The sequence below is a fragment of the Streptomyces sp. NPDC050625 genome, assembly GCF_040654755.1.
Classification (GTDB): Bacteria; Actinomycetota; Actinomycetes; order Streptomycetales; family Streptomycetaceae; genus Streptomyces.
Window position 1 is genome coordinate 279,337 of record NZ_JBFAIQ010000007.1, and the last position, 15,878, is coordinate 295,214.

The window sequence follows — 15,878 nt, forward strand, 5'->3', positions numbered from 1 at the left end:
TTACGGGGCGCGGGGAAGCGCGGCCCGCGTCAGTAGGTGACGATGATGCGCCGGGCCGGTCCGTCCACGCGGATCACGCCCCCATAGGGGACGACGACTTGGGGATCGGTGTGGCCCAGATCCACATCGAAGACGACGAGCATGTTCGGCGCATAGGTCCTCAGAGCGCGCTCTACGGCCTCACGCTGCTCCGTCGCGTAACGCGCCGCCTCCTCCGCAGTGTTGGGCCGCTCGAAGGACCAGCTCTTGGGGCGGCCCATCAGCAGGGCGGAGAACCGCTGCAGCAGGCCACGCTCGCCGAAGTTGCGCAGGGTCCGGAAGACCTCCGCGGCGCTCGGCAGCTCCTCGGAGGTCTCCAGGAACAGGACGCCGCCGTCGTACTCCGCGAGGTCGTGCGAGACCTCGCGGTCGGCCATCAGCAGCCACCCGAGGATCTCCAGGTTTCCGCCCCAGCCACGGCCCTCGACGACCCGCTCGGCGTTCCGCCAGGTCCAGCCGGTACCGGGGCGGGACGGCGGTTCCGCGTCGAAGGTGGCGGGGTCGGCCCAGTCGCGGTTGACGTCGTTCCAGCGTTCGGCGGGCCGGAGTTCGTACTCGCCGGTGGTGAACAGCGCGGCCCTGAGGGACTCGGCGGTCTGCGGGTGCAGGGCGCCGGGGCGGCCCAGCTCGCACATCACCGTGGCACCGTGGTAGCCGACGATCCCGGCATTGCGCAGGTACGCGAGCAGGTTCGTGTTGTCGCTCATCCCGAAGAAGGGCTTCGGGTTGGCCCGGATCAACTCCCGGTCCAGCAGCGGCAGCACCGTGATCTGGTCCTCACCGCCGATCGTGGCGATGACCGCCTTGATGTCCGGGTCGGCGAACGCCGCGTGGATGTCGTCGGCGCGGTCCTGCGGCGACGTGCCCATCTTCCTCGTCGTCGGGTACTCCACCGGCACGAGGCCGTACTCCTCGCGCAGCCGCCGCAGACCCAGTTCGTAGGGGCGTGGGAAGAGTTCCGCCAGCCCGGACGAGGGGGAGATGACGGCTATGCGGTCGCCCGGCTCGGGCTTGGGAGGGTACGAAGGCGTCGTCATGCCGGGAGAGTACGGGCCCTCGTCTCGTCGCCGCACCGTGATAAACCGGGTCCGAGCAGCGGTCCCTTGTCGACCGCCCACCCGAACGGACCGGAGGAACCGTGCCCCGCACCCTGGCCAATGCCCCGATCATGATCCTCAACGGGCCCAACCTCAATCTGCTCGGCCAGCGTCAGCCGGAGATCTACGGCTCCGACACGCTCGCCGACGTCGAGGCCCTGTGCGTCAAAGCCGCGGCGGCGCACGCCGGGGCGGTGGACTTCCGGCAGTCCAACCACGAGGGCGAGTTGGTGGACTGGATCCATGAGGCGCGGCTCAACCACTGTGGGATCGTCATCAACCCCGGCGCCTACTCGCACACGTCCGTCGCGATTCTGGACGCACTGAACACCTGTGACGGCATGCCGGTCATCGAGGTGCACATCTCCAACATCCACAAGCGCGAGTCGTTCCGGCACCACTCGTACGTCTCCCTGCGCGCCGACGGCGTCATCGCGGGGTGCGGTGTGCAGGGATATGTGTTCGGCGTGGAGCGGGTGGCGGCACTGGCGTCCTCATAGGCGCTCGGGCCTGGGCCGCCGGCCGAGGGCGGGGTTCGGAAGGCCGGCGGCCCATACCGCGCAGGAGCCGTCATCCTGTGCGGGGCTGCTTCCAGTTGACTGCGCGGCAACGTGCACCGGGAGCGCGCGCGGGTCACCGGCGCGTGCGAATGATTCACACGGGGCGCACGCAACGCGCTTGCGCGGGGCGCACGCACGAAGTTCGCGCCGGGCCCGGCGTCCTGGCCGGGGCCCCGCTCACCACCCGCGCGCGTGCCACTCCGGCAGATGCGGGCGCTCGGCGCCCAGCGTGGTGTCGTTGCCGTGCCCCGGGTAGACCCAGGTCTCGTCCGGCAGCAGGCCGAAGATCTTCGTCTCGACGTCATGGATCAGACTGGCGAACGCCTTGGGATCCTTGCGCGTGTTGCCCACGCCGCCAGGGAACAGACAATCCCCGGTGAAGACGTGCGGATGGCCGTGCGGGTCGTCGTAGACCAGCGCGATCGACCCCGGCGTGTGCCCCACCAGATGGCGCGCGGTGAGCTCCACACGCCCCACCCGGATCACATCACCGTCGTCGACCAGGACATCGGTCGGCACCGGGATGCCGGGGGCGTCCTCCCGCCCGGCGTAGGTACGCGCGCCCGTGACCGCCACGACCTCACCGAGCGCCTGCCAGTGGTCACCGTGCTGGTGCGTGGTGACGACGGATGCGATGCCGTCGTCACCGATCATGCCGAGCAGTGTCTGCGCCTCGTTGGCGGCGTCGATCAGGAGCTGCTCGTCCGTGGCCCGGCAGCGCAGCAGATACGCGTTGTTGTCCATCGGGCCGACCGCGATCTTGGTGATCATCAGGTCCTTCAGCTCGTGCACGTCCGCCGGTCCGCCGACCGTCACCTCACCGCTGTACGTCATGGCGGCAGCCTATAGCGGGGGAGCGGACCGGGCGGCGTCCACGTGCTACAGCGGGGGGAGCGTCGGCAGTTCGCCGCCCTTCACCGTCAGCCCCGAGCCGTCCCGGCGGCCGGCCAGCCAGCCGAGGAGATCGGCGGCCGTGCCCTCCACCGTGATCGGGCCGCCCGGCGCGCCGCCGCCCGTGGTCCAGGTGCGGCCGCCGTCGGCGACCAGAGCGGTCGAGGGCACGCTCGCGTGTCCGCCGAAGCGCTCCGCGAGGAAGTCGATCTCCCGCTCCGTGAACTCCGCCGGAAGATCCTCCAGCTCGTACCCGATCCCGAGGTCCACATGGTGCAGCTCGACCTCGACCCACCGCCGGAATGGCACCCGGGACGCCGAGTCGGTGACCCCGTTGCGCAGCTCCACCGTGCGGGCCCAGTCCGCGGGCGCGGCCCCGGCCGCCTGGAAGCGCGCGCCGCTGTCGCGCAGGTCGGCGAGCTGGACGTCGAGGGCGCGCGGGGCGTCCCGCTCGATGTCGGCGTCCCGGGCCTTGCCCGATGCGTACATGGGGCGCCCTTCGAGGACGTTCACCAGCGCGTCCGCGTTGCGGGCGAGGTGGGCGAGGATGTGGCCACGGCTCCAGCCGGGCAGCCGTGACGGCTCGGCGGCGGACGCGTTGTCCAGTGCGGCGGCTGCGTTGAGGAGCCGTTCGGTCGCGTCACGTACAGACGCCAGGTCACGCGCGTGATCAATCATGGGGCCGACCCTAACCCCGCCACTCCTTCGGGTGAAGGTGGCGGGTCAGCGCCGCAAATCGAATGTGCGTGCTATATGGTCGGGTGCGGCGTCGGGCATGCTGGATGGCCGGGGATTGTTAATCGAACCGGGAATCCGACCGGCGTTGTCAGTGGCTCCCCCTAGTCTGAAGAACGACGGGGGCCCCGCCCCTGTCACTTCTCTCAAGAAAGGTGCGGACCGGCGTGGCCGACCGTCTCATCGTCCGTGGCGCGCGCGAGCACAACCTGAAGAATGTCTCGCTCGACCTGCCACGCGACTCGCTCATCGTCTTCACGGGCCTGTCGGGTTCGGGCAAGTCCTCGCTGGCGTTCGACACGATCTTCGCCGAGGGCCAGCGCCGTTACGTGGAGTCGCTCTCCTCGTACGCCCGTCAGTTCCTCGGCCAGATGGACAAGCCGGACGTCGACTTCATCGAGGGCCTCTCCCCGGCGGTCTCCATCGACCAGAAGTCGACCTCGCGCAACCCGCGCTCGACGGTCGGCACCATCACCGAGGTCTACGACTACCTGCGGCTGCTCTTCGCGCGCATCGGCAAGCCGCACTGCCCCGAATGCGGCCGCCCCATCTCGCGCCAGTCGCCGCAGGCGATCGTCGACAAGGTCCTGGAGCTGCCGGAGGGGAGCCGCTTCCAGGTGCTCTCGCCGCTGGTGCGCGAGCGCAAGGGAGAGTTCGTCGACCTGTTCGCGGACCTCCAGACCAAGGGCTACAGCCGCGCGCGCGTGGACGGCGAGACCATCCAGCTCTCCGACCCGCCCACCCTGAAGAAGCAGGAGAAGCACACCATCGAGGTGGTCGTCGACCGCCTCACGGTGAAGGACTCCGCCAAGCGCCGGCTCACCGACTCCGTGGAGACCGCCCTCGGCCTGTCCGGCGGCATGGTCGTGCTCGACTTCGTCGACCTCCCCGCGGACGACCCCGAGCGCGAGCGCATGTACTCGGAGCACCTGTACTGCCCGTACGACGACCTGTCCTTCGAGGAGCTGGAGCCGCGCTCCTTCTCCTTCAACTCGCCCTTCGGTGCCTGCCCCGAGTGCACCGGCATCGGCACGCGCATGGAGGTCGACGCGGAGCTGATCGTCCCGGACGAGGACAAGTCCCTCGACGAGGGCGCCATCCACCCCTGGTCGCACGGGCACACCAAGGACTACTTCGGCCGCTTGATCGGCGCCCTGGCGGACGCGCTGGGATTCCGTACGGACATCCCCTTCGCCGGTCTGCCGCAGCGGGCCAAGAAGGCCCTGCTCCACGGCCACAAGACGCAGATCGAGGTCCGCTACCGCAACAGGTACGGCCGCGAGCGCGTGTACACCACGCCCTTCGAGGGTGCCGTCCCGTTCGTCAAGCGCCGGCACAGCGAGGCCGAGAGCGACGCCAGCCGCGAGCGCTTCGAGGGTTATATGCGCGAGGTGCCCTGCCCCACCTGTCAGGGCACGCGCCTGAAGCCGATCGTCCTCGCGGTCACGATCATGGACAGGTCGATCGCCGAGGTCTCCGCGATGTCCATCAGCGACTGCGCGGACTTCCTGGGCGAGCTGAAGCTCAACGCCCGCGACAAGAAGATCGCCGAGCGGGTGCTGAAGGAGGTCAACGAGCGGCTGCGGTTCCTGGTCGACGTCGGCTTGGACTACCTCTCGCTCAACCGCGCGGCCGGCACGCTCTCCGGCGGCGAGGCCCAGCGCATCCGCCTGGCCACCCAGATCGGCTCCGGCCTGGTCGGCGTCCTGTACGTGCTGGACGAGCCGTCCATCGGTCTGCACCAGCGGGACAACCACCGGCTGATCGAGACCCTGGTCCGGCTGCGCGACATGGGCAACACGCTCATCGTCGTCGAGCACGACGAGGACACCATCAAGGTCGCCGACTGGGTCGTCGACATCGGCCCCGGCGCGGGCGAGCACGGCGGCAAGGTCGTGCACAGCGGCTCGCTCAAGGAGCTGCTGGCCAACGCCGAGTCGCAGACCGGCCAGTATCTGTCCGGCAAGAAGTCGATCCCGCTGCCCGACATCCGGCGCCCGCAGGACCCGTCCCGCCGGCTCACGGTGCACGGCGCCCGCGAGAACAACCTGCAGGACATCGACGTCTCCTTCCCGCTGGGCCTGTTCACGGCCGTCACGGGCGTGTCCGGCTCCGGCAAGTCGACGCTGGTCAACGACATCCTCTACACGCACCTGGCCCGCGAGCTGAACGGCGCGAGGAACGTCCCCGGCCGGCACACACGCGTGGACGGCGACGACCTCGTCGACAAGGTCGTGCACGTAGACCAGTCGCCCATCGGCCGCACCCCGCGGTCCAACCCGGCGACGTACACCGGCGTCTTCGACCACGTCCGCAAGCTGTTCGCCGAGACGACCGAGGCGAAGGTCCGCGGCTATCTGCCCGGCCGCTTCTCCTTCAACGTCAAGGGCGGCCGCTGCGAGAACTGCGCGGGCGACGGCACGATCAAGATCGAGATGAACTTCCTCCCGGACGTCTACGTCCCGTGCGAGGTCTGCCACGGCGCCCGCTACAACCGGGAGACCCTGGACGTCCACTACAAGGGCAAGTCCATCGCCGACGTGCTGAACATGCCGATCGAGGAGGCGACGGAGTTCTTCGAGGCCGTGCCCGCGATCGCCCGTCACCTCAACACGCTGAAGGACGTCGGACTCGGCTATGTCCGGCTCGGCCAGTCCGCGACCACCCTGTCCGGCGGTGAGGCGCAGCGCGTCAAGCTCGCCAGCGAACTGCAGAAGCGCTCCACCGGCCGCACGGTCTACGTCCTGGACGAGCCGACCACCGGTCTGCACTTCGAGGACATCAGCAAGCTGCTGAAGGTCCTGTCCGGCCTGGTCGACAAGGGCAACACGGTCATCGTCATCGAGCACAACCTCGATGTGATCAAGACCGCCGACTGGGTCGTCGACATGGGTCCGGAGGGCGGCGCCGGCGGCGGTCTCGTCGTCGCCGAGGGCACGCCGGAGGAGGTCGCCGGGGTCCCGGCCAGCCACACCGGAAAGTTCCTGCGCGAGATCCTTGGCGCCGACCGGATCAGCGACGCGGCGTCGGTGCCGGCGCAGCGCAAGACGGCGGTCAGGAAGACGGTCGCCGCCAAGTCGACGGCGAAGAAGACGGCCACGGCCCGCACGACCAGGACCGCCAACAACACCGCGACGGAGAAGGCGGCCGCGGTCACCAAGAAGGCGGCACCCGCGAAGAAGACGACGCGGGCACGGAAGGCGTGAGCCGGCCGACGGCCTCGTCCTGACGAATCATCGGAAAACGGCGCCCCGCGGGAACTCCCCGCGGGGCGCCGCTCGTTCCATCAGCAGCCACCCCGGCCCTGGAGGGGGTGGAAAGTGCAACTAGAACTCCCCGAGTTCGGCGGCGAACGGCGGTTCCGCCCCCGCCCGTGAACAGGTCACCGCCGCCGCACGCGCCGCGAACCGCAGCAGCCGCGTCCAGCCGTCGGCACCCAGTCCGGCCAGTGCCGCGGCCGACAGGGCGTCCTGCGCGGACAGGCCGTGCAGCAGCGCCGCGTTCACCGTGTCGCCGGCGCCGATGGTGTCGACGACCTCGACCTTCTCGCCCGGCACGGAGTGCTCCGCGCCGTCCCGGGTGAAGACGGTGAGTCCGTCGCCGCCCCGGGTGATCACCACGGCCGGGGGGCCCGCGGCCAGCCATTCGCGTGGGGTGCCGCCCAGCCACTGGGCGTCCTCCTCGGAGACCTTCAGCAGCGTCACCGACGGCAGCCAGCTCCTGAAGCGCGCCCGGTAGGCATCCGCGTCCGGGATCAGGCCCGCCCGGATGTTCGGGTCGAGCGCGGTGAAGAGTCCCTGCCCGGCCGCGCTCCGCATCAGCTCCTCATAGGCGCTCGCCCCCGGTTCCAGGACGAGCGAGCAGGTTCCGAAGGACACCGCGCGTGCCGTGGCCGGAAGCTCGGCGGGGGCCGTGAACAGCCGGTCGGCGGTGCCTTCGACATAGAAGGAGTAGGCGGCCGACCCGTTCCCGTCGATCGTGGCGACCGCGAGGGTGGTCGGCTCCGTGCCGCGCTGCACGCCGGAGACGTCCACGCCGGCCCGGCGCAGCCCGTCCAGCAGGGCCTCGCCGAAGGCGTCGTACGAGGTGCGGGAGCAGAAGGCGGTGGGGGAGCCGAGACGGCCGAGGGCCACGGCCGTGTTGTAGGGGCCGCCGCCGAGTGCCGGCTTCAGGCCCGCCAGGGCACCCGCGCCCTGCGGTACGAGGTCGATCAGTGCCTCACCGGCGACGACGATCACGAGTCGCTTCCTTTCCTGGACTGGTCGGCGGCCCGCTCGGGCCGCTCCGGGCAGCCGCACGACGTGCGGTGGACGAAGGTGCAGGGCAGCCGCACCGTCCGGGCGGGCCGGTCCGGCGCGGCCAGGCGGTCGAGCAGCACCCGGACGGCCTGCGCGCCGATCTCCTTGCTGGGCTGGGCGATCGTGGTGAGCCGGGGCGAGAACAGGTCCGCCCAGGCGAAGTCGTCGAAGCAGCACAGGGCGATGTCGTCGGGCACGCTCAGGCCGCGTTCGCGCAGGGCGCGCAGGGCACCGATGGTCATCGCGTTGTTGGCGGTGATCAGTGCCGTCGGTGGGTCGGCGAGGGAGAGCAGGTCCGAGGTGGCCCGCTCGGCACGCGCCGACTCGGAGTTGCCCGGGGCCACGAGGCGTTCGTCGTGGGCCAGGCCGGCGGCGGCCAGGCCCTGCCGGTAGCCGGTGATCCGCTCGCCGGTGGTGCTGAGCCCGGGCAGGCCCGCGACCAGGCCGATCCGGCGGTGGCCCCGCTCGGCGAGGTGGGTGACGAGCCGGGCCATCGGGTCGGTGTTCTCGGCGCAGACCTGGTCGAAGCGCGCGGCGCCGTCGGTGTGGGCGTCGACCACGCGGTCCAGGAACACGGTCGGCACGGCGTGGCGGCCCAGATAGGCGACGAGCTGTCGAGGGTCGGCAGAAGGGGCGACGATCATGCCGTCCACGCGTCGCTCGTGCAGGAGCTGGACCACCTTGCGTTCATGCTCGGGCTCGTCGTGCGGGTCGGCGATGAGCAGGCTGTAGCCCTCTTCCAGGGCGGCGGCCTCGACGCCCTGGAGGATCTCCGTGAAGTAGGGATTGCTGATCGCCGAGACCGCGAGCCCGATGGAGCGGGTGCGGGAGGTCACCAGGGAACGGGCGAGCGTGTTGGGCGTGTAGCCGAGCTCGTCGATCGCGTCCAGCACCGCCCGACGGGTGTGGGGCAGCACCGGACGCGTGCCGTTCAGCACGTGGGAGACGGTCGCCACGGAGACTCCGGCGCTCCGTGCGACGTCGGCCATGGTGGGCATCGAGTTCCTTCCCTGGGCCGCGGTGGGCCTTCTGGCCGGGAAGGTATCCCATCCCGGCAGCGCACGTAAACGCTTGCGCAAACGTTTACGTCCCTGCCTTGCGTCCACCTTGTGCCCACTCCCGTCCGCTTCGACCCGCTCCGGCCCGTGATGACCGCCCCAGGTATCGTCGGCCTGCACCACCCGCCCCCGAACAGTGGAGACACCCGATGTCCGCCCGACCTCCAGCGAGCCGCCGTACCGTCCTTCGAGGGGCCGCCGTCACTCCGCTCGCCGGCCTCGCCCTCACCGCCTGTGCGGGGGTCGGGGCCGGTGTCACCGTGGACGCGGCGCCGACCGCGCCCGTCGAGCTCGGCGCAGAGAGCGAGGTCGCCAAGGGGAGCGCGAAGCTGTACCGGGATCACAACGTGGTGGTCAGCCGGGACGGGAACGGCACGCTCAAGGCGTACAGCACGATCTGTACGCACGCCGGGTGCGCCATCAACAAGCTTCAGGGGACGACGCTGATCTGCCCGTGCCACGGGAGCGAGTTCGACGCCGTGACCGGAAAGGTCGTGCAGGCCCCGGCCACGGTGCCGTTGAGCGAGCTGCCGGTCAAGGCCACGAACGGCAAGATCATCGCGGGTCCGGGCGCCTGATCACCGGATGAGCGGGGGAGGCCGTCAGTCCCAGTCCCAGCCGATCCCCACGATGCCCGGCCGCACCCGTGGCTCCACCAGGTGCACCGAGCGGTGCGGCCCGCTCAGGGGCAGCTCCTGACGGCCGCTGCGCGGAGCGGCCGGCGAGTGCTGGGCGAACCGGTGGCAGCGCATCGGCAGCGCGTTCGGGTCGAACCGCACCTGGAGCGCGTACTGACCGCCGGGAAAGCCGAAACCCCGCAGGTACTCGCGCGAGGGTCCGGCGGTGCCGTCCTCGACGGCGTACCGGAAGAGGAAGGTGTCGCCGGACCGCAGCCGGGTGCCGAAGAGCAGCTCGGCGACGAGCACGCCGGTGTCCCGGTCCAGGCGGACGCGTCCCGTGCGGCAGTTCTCCAGGGCGTGCACCGCCATGCGCTCCGGCGCGCAGCCCGGGTCGCCGTGGTGGATGGCCACGAAGCGGTCGACGCCGTCGCGGTGGGCCCGCACGATGTGGTGCGACTCGCGGCCCGCCAGCTCCCGGCGGGCTCCGATCCGTACCCGCTCGTGGTGCCCGAGGGTGTGCAGCCCGCCGTCGAGGGACCAGCCCAGCTCGGCCAGGAGCCGCTCCAGGACGTCCGAGGCCTCGATCATCGAGCGGTACGACCGGGCCGCCGGGCGCTGCCCCGCCGAGCGGCCGTCCGCCTCGGCCAGCAGCCGGATCAGTGACTCCTCGGGCAGCTGCAGGATCTCCTCCAGCGCCCGTACCGCGCGCAGCGACTCGGGGCGCTGGGGGCGGCGGGCGCCCTGCTGCCAGTAACTCAGACTCGTCACGCCCACCTTGACCCCGTACCGCGACAGATGGTGCTGCACCCGCTGGAGCGGCAGTCCGCGGGCGGCTATCGCGGCGCGCAGCGCGACATGGAAGGGGCCGCCCCGCAGGGCCGTGTCCAGTTCCGCGGTGCCGACGTCCGCGTGCTCTATGGCGTGCCGCATGCGAAGGGGCCTTTCTGTGAAGGTTCACTACGGCTGGTCAGACCGTTCGCGCGGGTCTCCGGGGCCACCCCGTCGGCGCCGGGGCGTCAGCACATCCGTACGCCGCATCCGGACGCCGTCGTTCACGGCCCCGAGTTCCCCCGCATTGAAGCGTGTTGACCAAGCCCCGACAACACCTCCTGTCCAACCGCGACGCCCACCTGGCCGAGCCGCGACCCCGCCGTGCGTGGGACGCCGTGCGTGCGACATGGCCGCGTGGCGGGCACCGACGACGCCCTCACGCTCGGTGAGCGGCACCTCGGCCGCCTCGTCCACGACCCCGTCGCTGTCCACAACCCGTCGCTGTCCACAACCTCGCCGTTGTCCACAGCCCCGCCGGAGTGTCACCCCACGCCAGTAGGGTGTGAGACATGGCCGACCCCTCCAGCTACCGCCCCAAGCCGGGAGAGATCCCGGACTCTCCCGGGGTGTACAAATTCCGCGACGAGCACCGCCGGGTGATCTACGTCGGAAAGGCGAAGAGCCTGCGCCAGCGCCTGGCGAACTACTTCCAGGACCTGGCCGGCCTGCACCCGCGCACCCGGACGATGGTCACCACGGCCGCGTCCGTGGAGTGGACCGTGGTGTCCACGGAGGTCGAGGCGCTGCAGCTGGAGTACTCCTGGATCAAGGAGTTCGACCCCCGGTTCAACGTCAAGTACCGCGACGACAAGAGCTACCCGTACCTCGCGGTGACGATGAACGAGGAGTTCCCGCGGGTGCAGGTGATGCGCGGTCACAAGAAGAAGGGCGTGAGGTACTTCGGGCCGTACGGGCACGCCTGGGCCATTCGTGACACGGTGGACCTGCTGCTGCGGGTGTTCCCCGTGCGCACCTGCTCGGCCGGCGTCTTCAAGAACGCCGCCCGCACCGGACGCCCCTGCCTGCTCGGATACATCGGCAAGTGCTCGGCGCCCTGTGTGGGCCGGGTCTCCGCCGAGGAACACCGTGAACTGGCCGAGGAGTTCTGCGACTTCATGGCCGGACGGACGGGCACCTACCTCCGCCGCCTGGAGAAGCAGATGACGGAGGCGGCCGAGGAGATGGAGTACGAGCGGGCCGCCCGCCTGCGCGACGACATCGGGGCCCTGAAGAAGGCCATGGAGAAGAACGCGGTCGTGCTCGCCGACGCGACCGACGCGGACCTGATCGCCGTCGCCGAGGACGAGCTGGAGGCGGCCGTCCAGATCTTCCATGTGCGCGGCGGACGCGTGCGCGGTCAGCGCGGCTGGGTGACCGACAAGGTCGAGGAGGTCACCACCGCCGCCCTGGTCGAGCACGCCCTCCAGCAGCTCTACGGCGAGGAGACCGGGGACGCCGTCCCCAAGGAGGTCCTCGTCCCGGCCCTGCCCGACCCGGTGGAGCCCGTACAGGAGTGGCTGACCGGACGCCGCGGCTCCCATGTCTCGCTCCGCATCCCGCAGCGCGGCGACAAGCGGGCCCTGATGGAGACGGTCGAGCGCAACGCCCAGCAGGCGCTCGCCCTGCACAAGACCAAGCGCGCCTCCGACCTCACCACGCGCTCGCGGGCGCTGGAGGAGATCGCGGACGCGCTCGACCTGGACAGCGCCCCCCTCAGGATCGAGTGCTACGACATCTCGCACCTCCAGGGCGACGACGTCGTGGCCTCCATGGTCGTCTTCGAGGACGGCCTGCAGCGCAAGAGCGAGTACCGCCGTTTCGAGATCAAGGGCTTCGCGGGCCAGGACGACGTCCGCTCCATGCACGAGGTGATCACCCGCCGCTTCCGGCGCTACCTCGCCGAGAAGGAGCGGACCGGCGAGTGGGTGGAGGACGACGCCGGGACCGACGGTCAGCCGGGCAATGGCCTCAAGGACGACGACGGCCGTCCCAAGAAGTTCGCCTACCCGCCCCAGCTCGTCGTCGTGGACGGCGGGCAGCCGCAGGTCGCGGCCGCCAAGCGGGCGCTGGACGAGCTGGGCATCGACGACATCGCCGTCTGCGGCCTCGCCAAGCGCCTGGAGGAGGTCTGGCTGCCGGACGACGACGACCCGGTCGTCCTTCCGCGCAGCAGCGAGGGCCTCTATCTGCTCCAGCGTGTCCGTGACGAGGCGCACCGCTTCGCGATCACCTATCAGCGGGCCAAGCGCGCCAAGCGCTTCCGCGCGGGTCCCCTGGACGAGGTGCCGGGCCTCGGCGAGACCCGCAAACACGCGCTGATCAAGCACTTCGGTTCGGTGAAGAAGCTGCGGTCGGCCACAATCGAGCAGATCCAGGAGGTGCCCGGCATAGGCCGGAAGACGGCCGAGACCATTGCCGCGGCCCTGGCCGGTGCGGCTCCGGCCGCGCCCGCCGTGAACACGGCGACCGGAGAGATCATTGATGACGAGGAACCCGAAACGACGGCGGGTGCCTCGGGGGATCCCGTGACCGCGGGAGCCCCGGACGAACGACGGGGGCAGGAGAGATGACCGAGCACGAAGAACAGCCCACAGCGGAGCGAGATCGGGCGCACACGGAAACGGGCGAGGAACAGCCGCGGCAGGCGGCACAGGACGTCGCCGGGGAAAGCGGAGCACAGGTGAGTACGGACATCACGGCGGCCGGGGTCCCCGAGGCGGCCATCCCCGAGCTGGTGATCATCTCCGGCATGTCCGGAGCGGGCCGGTCGACGGCCGCCAAGTGTCTGGAGGACCTCGGCTGGTTCGTCGTCGACAACCTCCCGCCCGCGCTCATCCCCACCATGGTGGAGCTCGGCGCGCGCTCCCAGGGCAATGTGGCCAGGATCGCGGTCGTCGTCGACGTGCGCGGCCGCCGCTTCTTCGACAACCTGCGCCAGTCCCTCGCCGACCTCGACACCAAGGGGGTCACCCGGCGCATCGTCTTCCTGGAGTCCTCCGACGAGGCCCTGGTGCGCCGCTTCGAGTCCGTCCGCCGTCCGCACCCTCTGCAGGGCGACGGTCGTATCGTCGACGGCATCGCGGCCGAGCGCGAGCTGCTGCGCGAGCTGCGCGGGGACGCCGATCTGGTGATCGACACCTCCAGCCTCAATGTGCACGAGCTGCGCGCCAAGATGGACGCCCAGTTCGCCGGCGACGAGGAGCCCGAGCTGCGGGCCACCGTGATGTCGTTCGGCTTCAAGTACGGCCTCCCGGTCGACGCCGACCTGGTCGCGGACATGCGGTTCCTGCCCAACCCGCACTGGGTCCCGGAGCTGCGCCCGTACACCGGCCTCAACGAGGAGGTCGCCGCGTACGTCTTCAACCAGCCCGGCGCCAAGGAGTTCCTGGACCGGTACGCCGAGCTGCTGCGGCTCATCGCCGCCGGCTACCGCCGTGAGGGCAAGCGCTATGTGACCATCGCCATCGGCTGCACCGGCGGCAAGCACCGCTCGGTCGCCATGTCCGAGAAGCTCGCCGCGCGCCTCGCGGCCGAGGGCGTGGAGACGGTGGTCGTGCACCGGGACATGGGACGGGAATGACGGCACGTACTCCGCGGCTGAGCAGGCTGCGCCGGGTGGTCCCCGAGGCACGCGCGGGCCGCCCGGCCGAGGCCCGTGGCGGCCGGCCCCGCCGGCGCGGCGCCCAGCCCAAGGTGGTCGCCCTCGGCGGCGGCATGGGCCTGTCCGCCTCGCTCGCCGCACTGCGCCGGATCACCGGCGATCTCACCGCTGTCGTCACCGTGGCCGACGACGGCGGCTCCAGCGGGCGTCTGCGCGACGAGCTGGGCGTGCTTCCCCCGGGTGATCTGCGCAAGGCCCTGGCCGCGCTGTGCGGCGACGACGACTGGGGCCAGACCTGGGCGCGGGTCATCCAGCACCGCTTCACCTCCCAGGGCGACCTGCACGACCACGCGGTCGGCAACCTGCTGATCGTGGCGCTCTGGGAGCAGCTCGGCGATCATGTCCAGGCCCTCGACCTGGTCGGCAAGCTGCTCGGCGCGCATGGGCGTGTGCTGCCCATGTCCGCCGTGCCGCTGGAGCTCCAGGCCTTGGTCAAGGGGCATGATCCGGACCGGCCGGAGGACGTGGACACCGTGCGCGGCCAGGCGACCGTGGCCCTCACGCCCGGCGAGGTGCAGTCCGTGCACCTGGTGCCGCACGACCCGCCCGCCGTGCCCGAGGCCGTCGAGGCGGTCCTGGACGCGGACTGGGTGGTGCTCGGCCCCGGCTCCTGGTTCTCCTCGGTCATCCCGCATCTGCTGGTGCCCGAGCTGCTGGACGCCCTCACGGAGACCAAGGCGCGCCGGGTGCTCTCGCTGAACCTCGCCCCGCAGCCCGGAGAAACCGATGGTTTCTCCCCGCAGCGTCATTTGGAGGTTTTGGGGCGACACGCCCCTAAACTCGCCCTGGACGTGGTGCTGGCAGACGAGGCCGCCGTGCCCGACCGCGACTCGCTCACCGAGGCCGCCGAGCGGCTCGGAGCCGCGGTCGAGCTGGCGCCGGTGGCCCGGACCGACGGTTCTCCGCGGCACGACCCGGAGCTGTTGGCCGCCGCGTACGACCGTATTTTTCGGATGCATGGAAGGATCGGCCCATGGCGATGACGGCAGCGGTGAAGGACGAGATCTCCCGGCTTCCCGTCACCCGGACCTGCTGCAGAAAGGCGGAGGTCTCCGCCATCCTGCGGTTCGCCGGCGGCCTTCACCTGGTGAGCGGGCGCATCGTGATCGAGGCGGAGCTGGACACCGCGATGGCGGCCCGGCGCCTCAAGCGGGACATCCTGGAGATCTTCGGCCACAGCTCCGAGCTGATCGTGATGGCGCCCGGCGGACTGCGCCGCGGCTCGCGGTACGTCGTGCGCGTCGTCGCGGGCGGCGACCAGCTGGCCCGGCAGACGGGACTCGTCGACGGCCGGGGGCGCCCGATCCGTGGCCTGCCCCCGCAGGTGGTCTCCGGGGCCACCTGTGACGCGGAGGCCGCCTGGCGCGGTGCCTTCCTGGCACACGGCTCGCTGACCGAGCCCGGCCGCTCCTCCTCCCTGGAGGTGACCTGCCCGGGCCCGGAGGCCGCGCTCGCCCTGGTCGGCGCCGCACGCCGGCTGTCGATCGCCGCGAAGGCCCGCGAGGTCCGGGGCGTGGACCGGGTCGTCGTCCGCGACGGTGACGCGATCGGCGCCCTGCTGACCCGCCTCGGCGCGCACGAGTCCGTGCTCGCCTGGGAGGAGCGCCGGATGCGCCGCGAGGTCCGGGCCACGGCCAACCGGCTCGCCAACTTCGACGATGCCAACCTGCGCCGTTCCGCGCGCGCGGCCGTCGCCGCCGGGGCCCGCGTCCAGCGTGCCCTGGAGATCCTCGGCGACGAGGTCCCCGAGCACCTCGCGGCCGCCGGCCGGCTGCGCATGGAGCACAAGCAGGCCTCCCTGGAGGAGTTGGGCGCGCTCGCCGACCCGCCGCTCACCAAGGACGCCGTCGCGGGCCGTATCCGCCGGCTGCTGGCGATGGCCGACAAGCGCGCCTCCGACCTGGGCATCCCGGGGACCGAGGCCAACCTCTCCGAGGAACTGGCCGACAACCTGGCCGGGTGACTGAAAGGCCGTCAACTACCGGTGCCGGCGCCCGTTCGGGTGTCGGCACCGGCGTTTCGGGTGGCCATGAGGCGCCCTTGACTCGATCATGGACTGTCATGAGCCTGGCATGAGTTCGCTGCTGT

13 protein-coding genes are annotated in these 15,878 nt (G+C 71.1%); 7 read left to right on the forward strand and 6 right to left on the reverse strand.

Annotated elements, in window-relative coordinates; translation table 11 throughout:
- Nucleotides 1-29: 29 nt before the first annotated feature.
- Nucleotides 30-1,076 carry a S66 peptidase family protein gene (locus AB0I54_RS19305; RefSeq protein WP_363297209.1) on the reverse strand — a complete coding sequence of 349 codons (1,047 nt, stop codon included), beginning with the start codon at nucleotides 1,074-1,076 and terminating at the stop codon, nucleotides 30-32.
- Nucleotides 1,077-1,177: 101 nt separating this feature from the next.
- Here AB0I54_RS19305 and aroQ point away from each other — a divergent pair, with 101 nt between their 5' ends.
- A complete protein-coding gene (gene aroQ, locus AB0I54_RS19310) occupies nucleotides 1,178-1,636 on the forward strand; it encodes a type II 3-dehydroquinate dehydratase (RefSeq protein WP_363297210.1) in 459 nt (152 codons plus the stop codon).
- 237 nt (nucleotides 1,637-1,873) lie between these two features.
- Here the strand turns inward: aroQ and AB0I54_RS19315 are convergent, their stop codons facing one another.
- Nucleotides 1,874-2,530, reverse strand: coding sequence for an MBL fold metallo-hydrolase (locus AB0I54_RS19315; protein WP_363297212.1), 657 nt, complete (start codon nucleotides 2,528-2,530; stop codon nucleotides 1,874-1,876).
- A 45-nt stretch (nucleotides 2,531-2,575) separates the two neighbouring features.
- Nucleotides 2,576-3,265: a maleylpyruvate isomerase family mycothiol-dependent enzyme gene (locus AB0I54_RS19320; protein ID WP_363297213.1), complete on the reverse strand. Its 690-nt coding sequence runs from the start codon at nucleotides 3,263-3,265 to the stop codon at nucleotides 2,576-2,578.
- Nucleotides 3,266-3,489: 224 nt separating this feature from the next.
- Here AB0I54_RS19320 and uvrA point away from each other — a divergent pair, with 224 nt between their 5' ends.
- Nucleotides 3,490-6,528: an excinuclease ABC subunit UvrA gene (gene uvrA, locus AB0I54_RS19325; RefSeq protein WP_363297214.1), complete on the forward strand. Its 3,039-nt coding sequence runs from the start codon at nucleotides 3,490-3,492 to the stop codon at nucleotides 6,526-6,528.
- 120 nt (nucleotides 6,529-6,648) lie between these two features.
- Here the strand turns inward: uvrA and AB0I54_RS19330 are convergent, their stop codons facing one another.
- Both AB0I54_RS19330 and AB0I54_RS19335 read right to left on the reverse strand, forming a co-directional pair.
- Nucleotides 6,649-7,560, reverse strand: a complete 912-nt coding sequence (locus tag AB0I54_RS19330; RefSeq protein WP_363297215.1) for a carbohydrate kinase — start codon at nucleotides 7,558-7,560, stop codon at nucleotides 6,649-6,651.
- Nucleotides 7,557-8,618: a LacI family DNA-binding transcriptional regulator gene (locus AB0I54_RS19335; RefSeq protein WP_363297216.1), complete on the reverse strand. Its 1,062-nt coding sequence runs from the start codon at nucleotides 8,616-8,618 to the stop codon at nucleotides 7,557-7,559. Before AB0I54_RS19335 ends, AB0I54_RS19330 begins: the two co-directional genes overlap by 4 nt.
- Nucleotides 8,619-8,827: 209 nt before the next feature.
- Between AB0I54_RS19335 and AB0I54_RS19340 the strand changes: the two genes are divergently transcribed.
- Nucleotides 8,828-9,256 carry a Rieske (2Fe-2S) protein gene (locus AB0I54_RS19340; RefSeq protein WP_363297217.1) on the forward strand — a complete coding sequence of 143 codons (429 nt, stop codon included), beginning with the start codon at nucleotides 8,828-8,830 and terminating at the stop codon, nucleotides 9,254-9,256.
- A 24-nt stretch (nucleotides 9,257-9,280) separates the two neighbouring features.
- Here AB0I54_RS19340 and AB0I54_RS19345 read toward each other — a convergent pair whose 3' ends face one another.
- Complete coding sequence (locus tag AB0I54_RS19345; protein ID WP_363297218.1) at nucleotides 9,281-10,228, reverse strand: hypothetical protein; 948 nt, start codon at nucleotides 10,226-10,228, stop codon at nucleotides 9,281-9,283.
- A 410-nt stretch (nucleotides 10,229-10,638) separates the two neighbouring features.
- Here AB0I54_RS19345 and uvrC point away from each other — a divergent pair, with 410 nt between their 5' ends.
- Genes uvrC through whiA form a run of 4 tightly spaced genes read left to right on the forward strand, consistent with a single transcriptional unit; the run spans nucleotide 10,639 to nucleotide 15,753 of the window.
- On the forward strand, nucleotides 10,639-12,699 hold the full coding sequence (gene uvrC, locus AB0I54_RS19350; protein ID WP_363297219.1) for an excinuclease ABC subunit UvrC: 2,061 nt from the start codon (nucleotides 10,639-10,641) through the stop codon (nucleotides 12,697-12,699).
- Entirely contained in the window at nucleotides 12,696-13,709 is a 1,014-nt protein-coding gene (gene rapZ, locus AB0I54_RS19355) for an RNase adapter RapZ (protein WP_363297220.1), read from the forward strand. The genes uvrC and rapZ overlap by 4 nt, the downstream gene beginning before the upstream one ends.
- Nucleotides 13,706-14,773, forward strand: a complete 1,068-nt coding sequence (gene yvcK / locus AB0I54_RS19360; RefSeq protein WP_363297221.1) for a uridine diphosphate-N-acetylglucosamine-binding protein YvcK — start codon at nucleotides 13,706-13,708, stop codon at nucleotides 14,771-14,773. The genes rapZ and yvcK overlap by 4 nt, the downstream gene beginning before the upstream one ends.
- On the forward strand, nucleotides 14,764-15,753 hold the full coding sequence (gene whiA / locus AB0I54_RS19365; RefSeq protein ID WP_030642347.1) for a DNA-binding protein WhiA: 990 nt from the start codon (nucleotides 14,764-14,766) through the stop codon (nucleotides 15,751-15,753). Before yvcK ends, whiA begins: the two co-directional genes overlap by 10 nt.
- Nucleotides 15,754-15,878 lie beyond the last annotated feature (125 nt).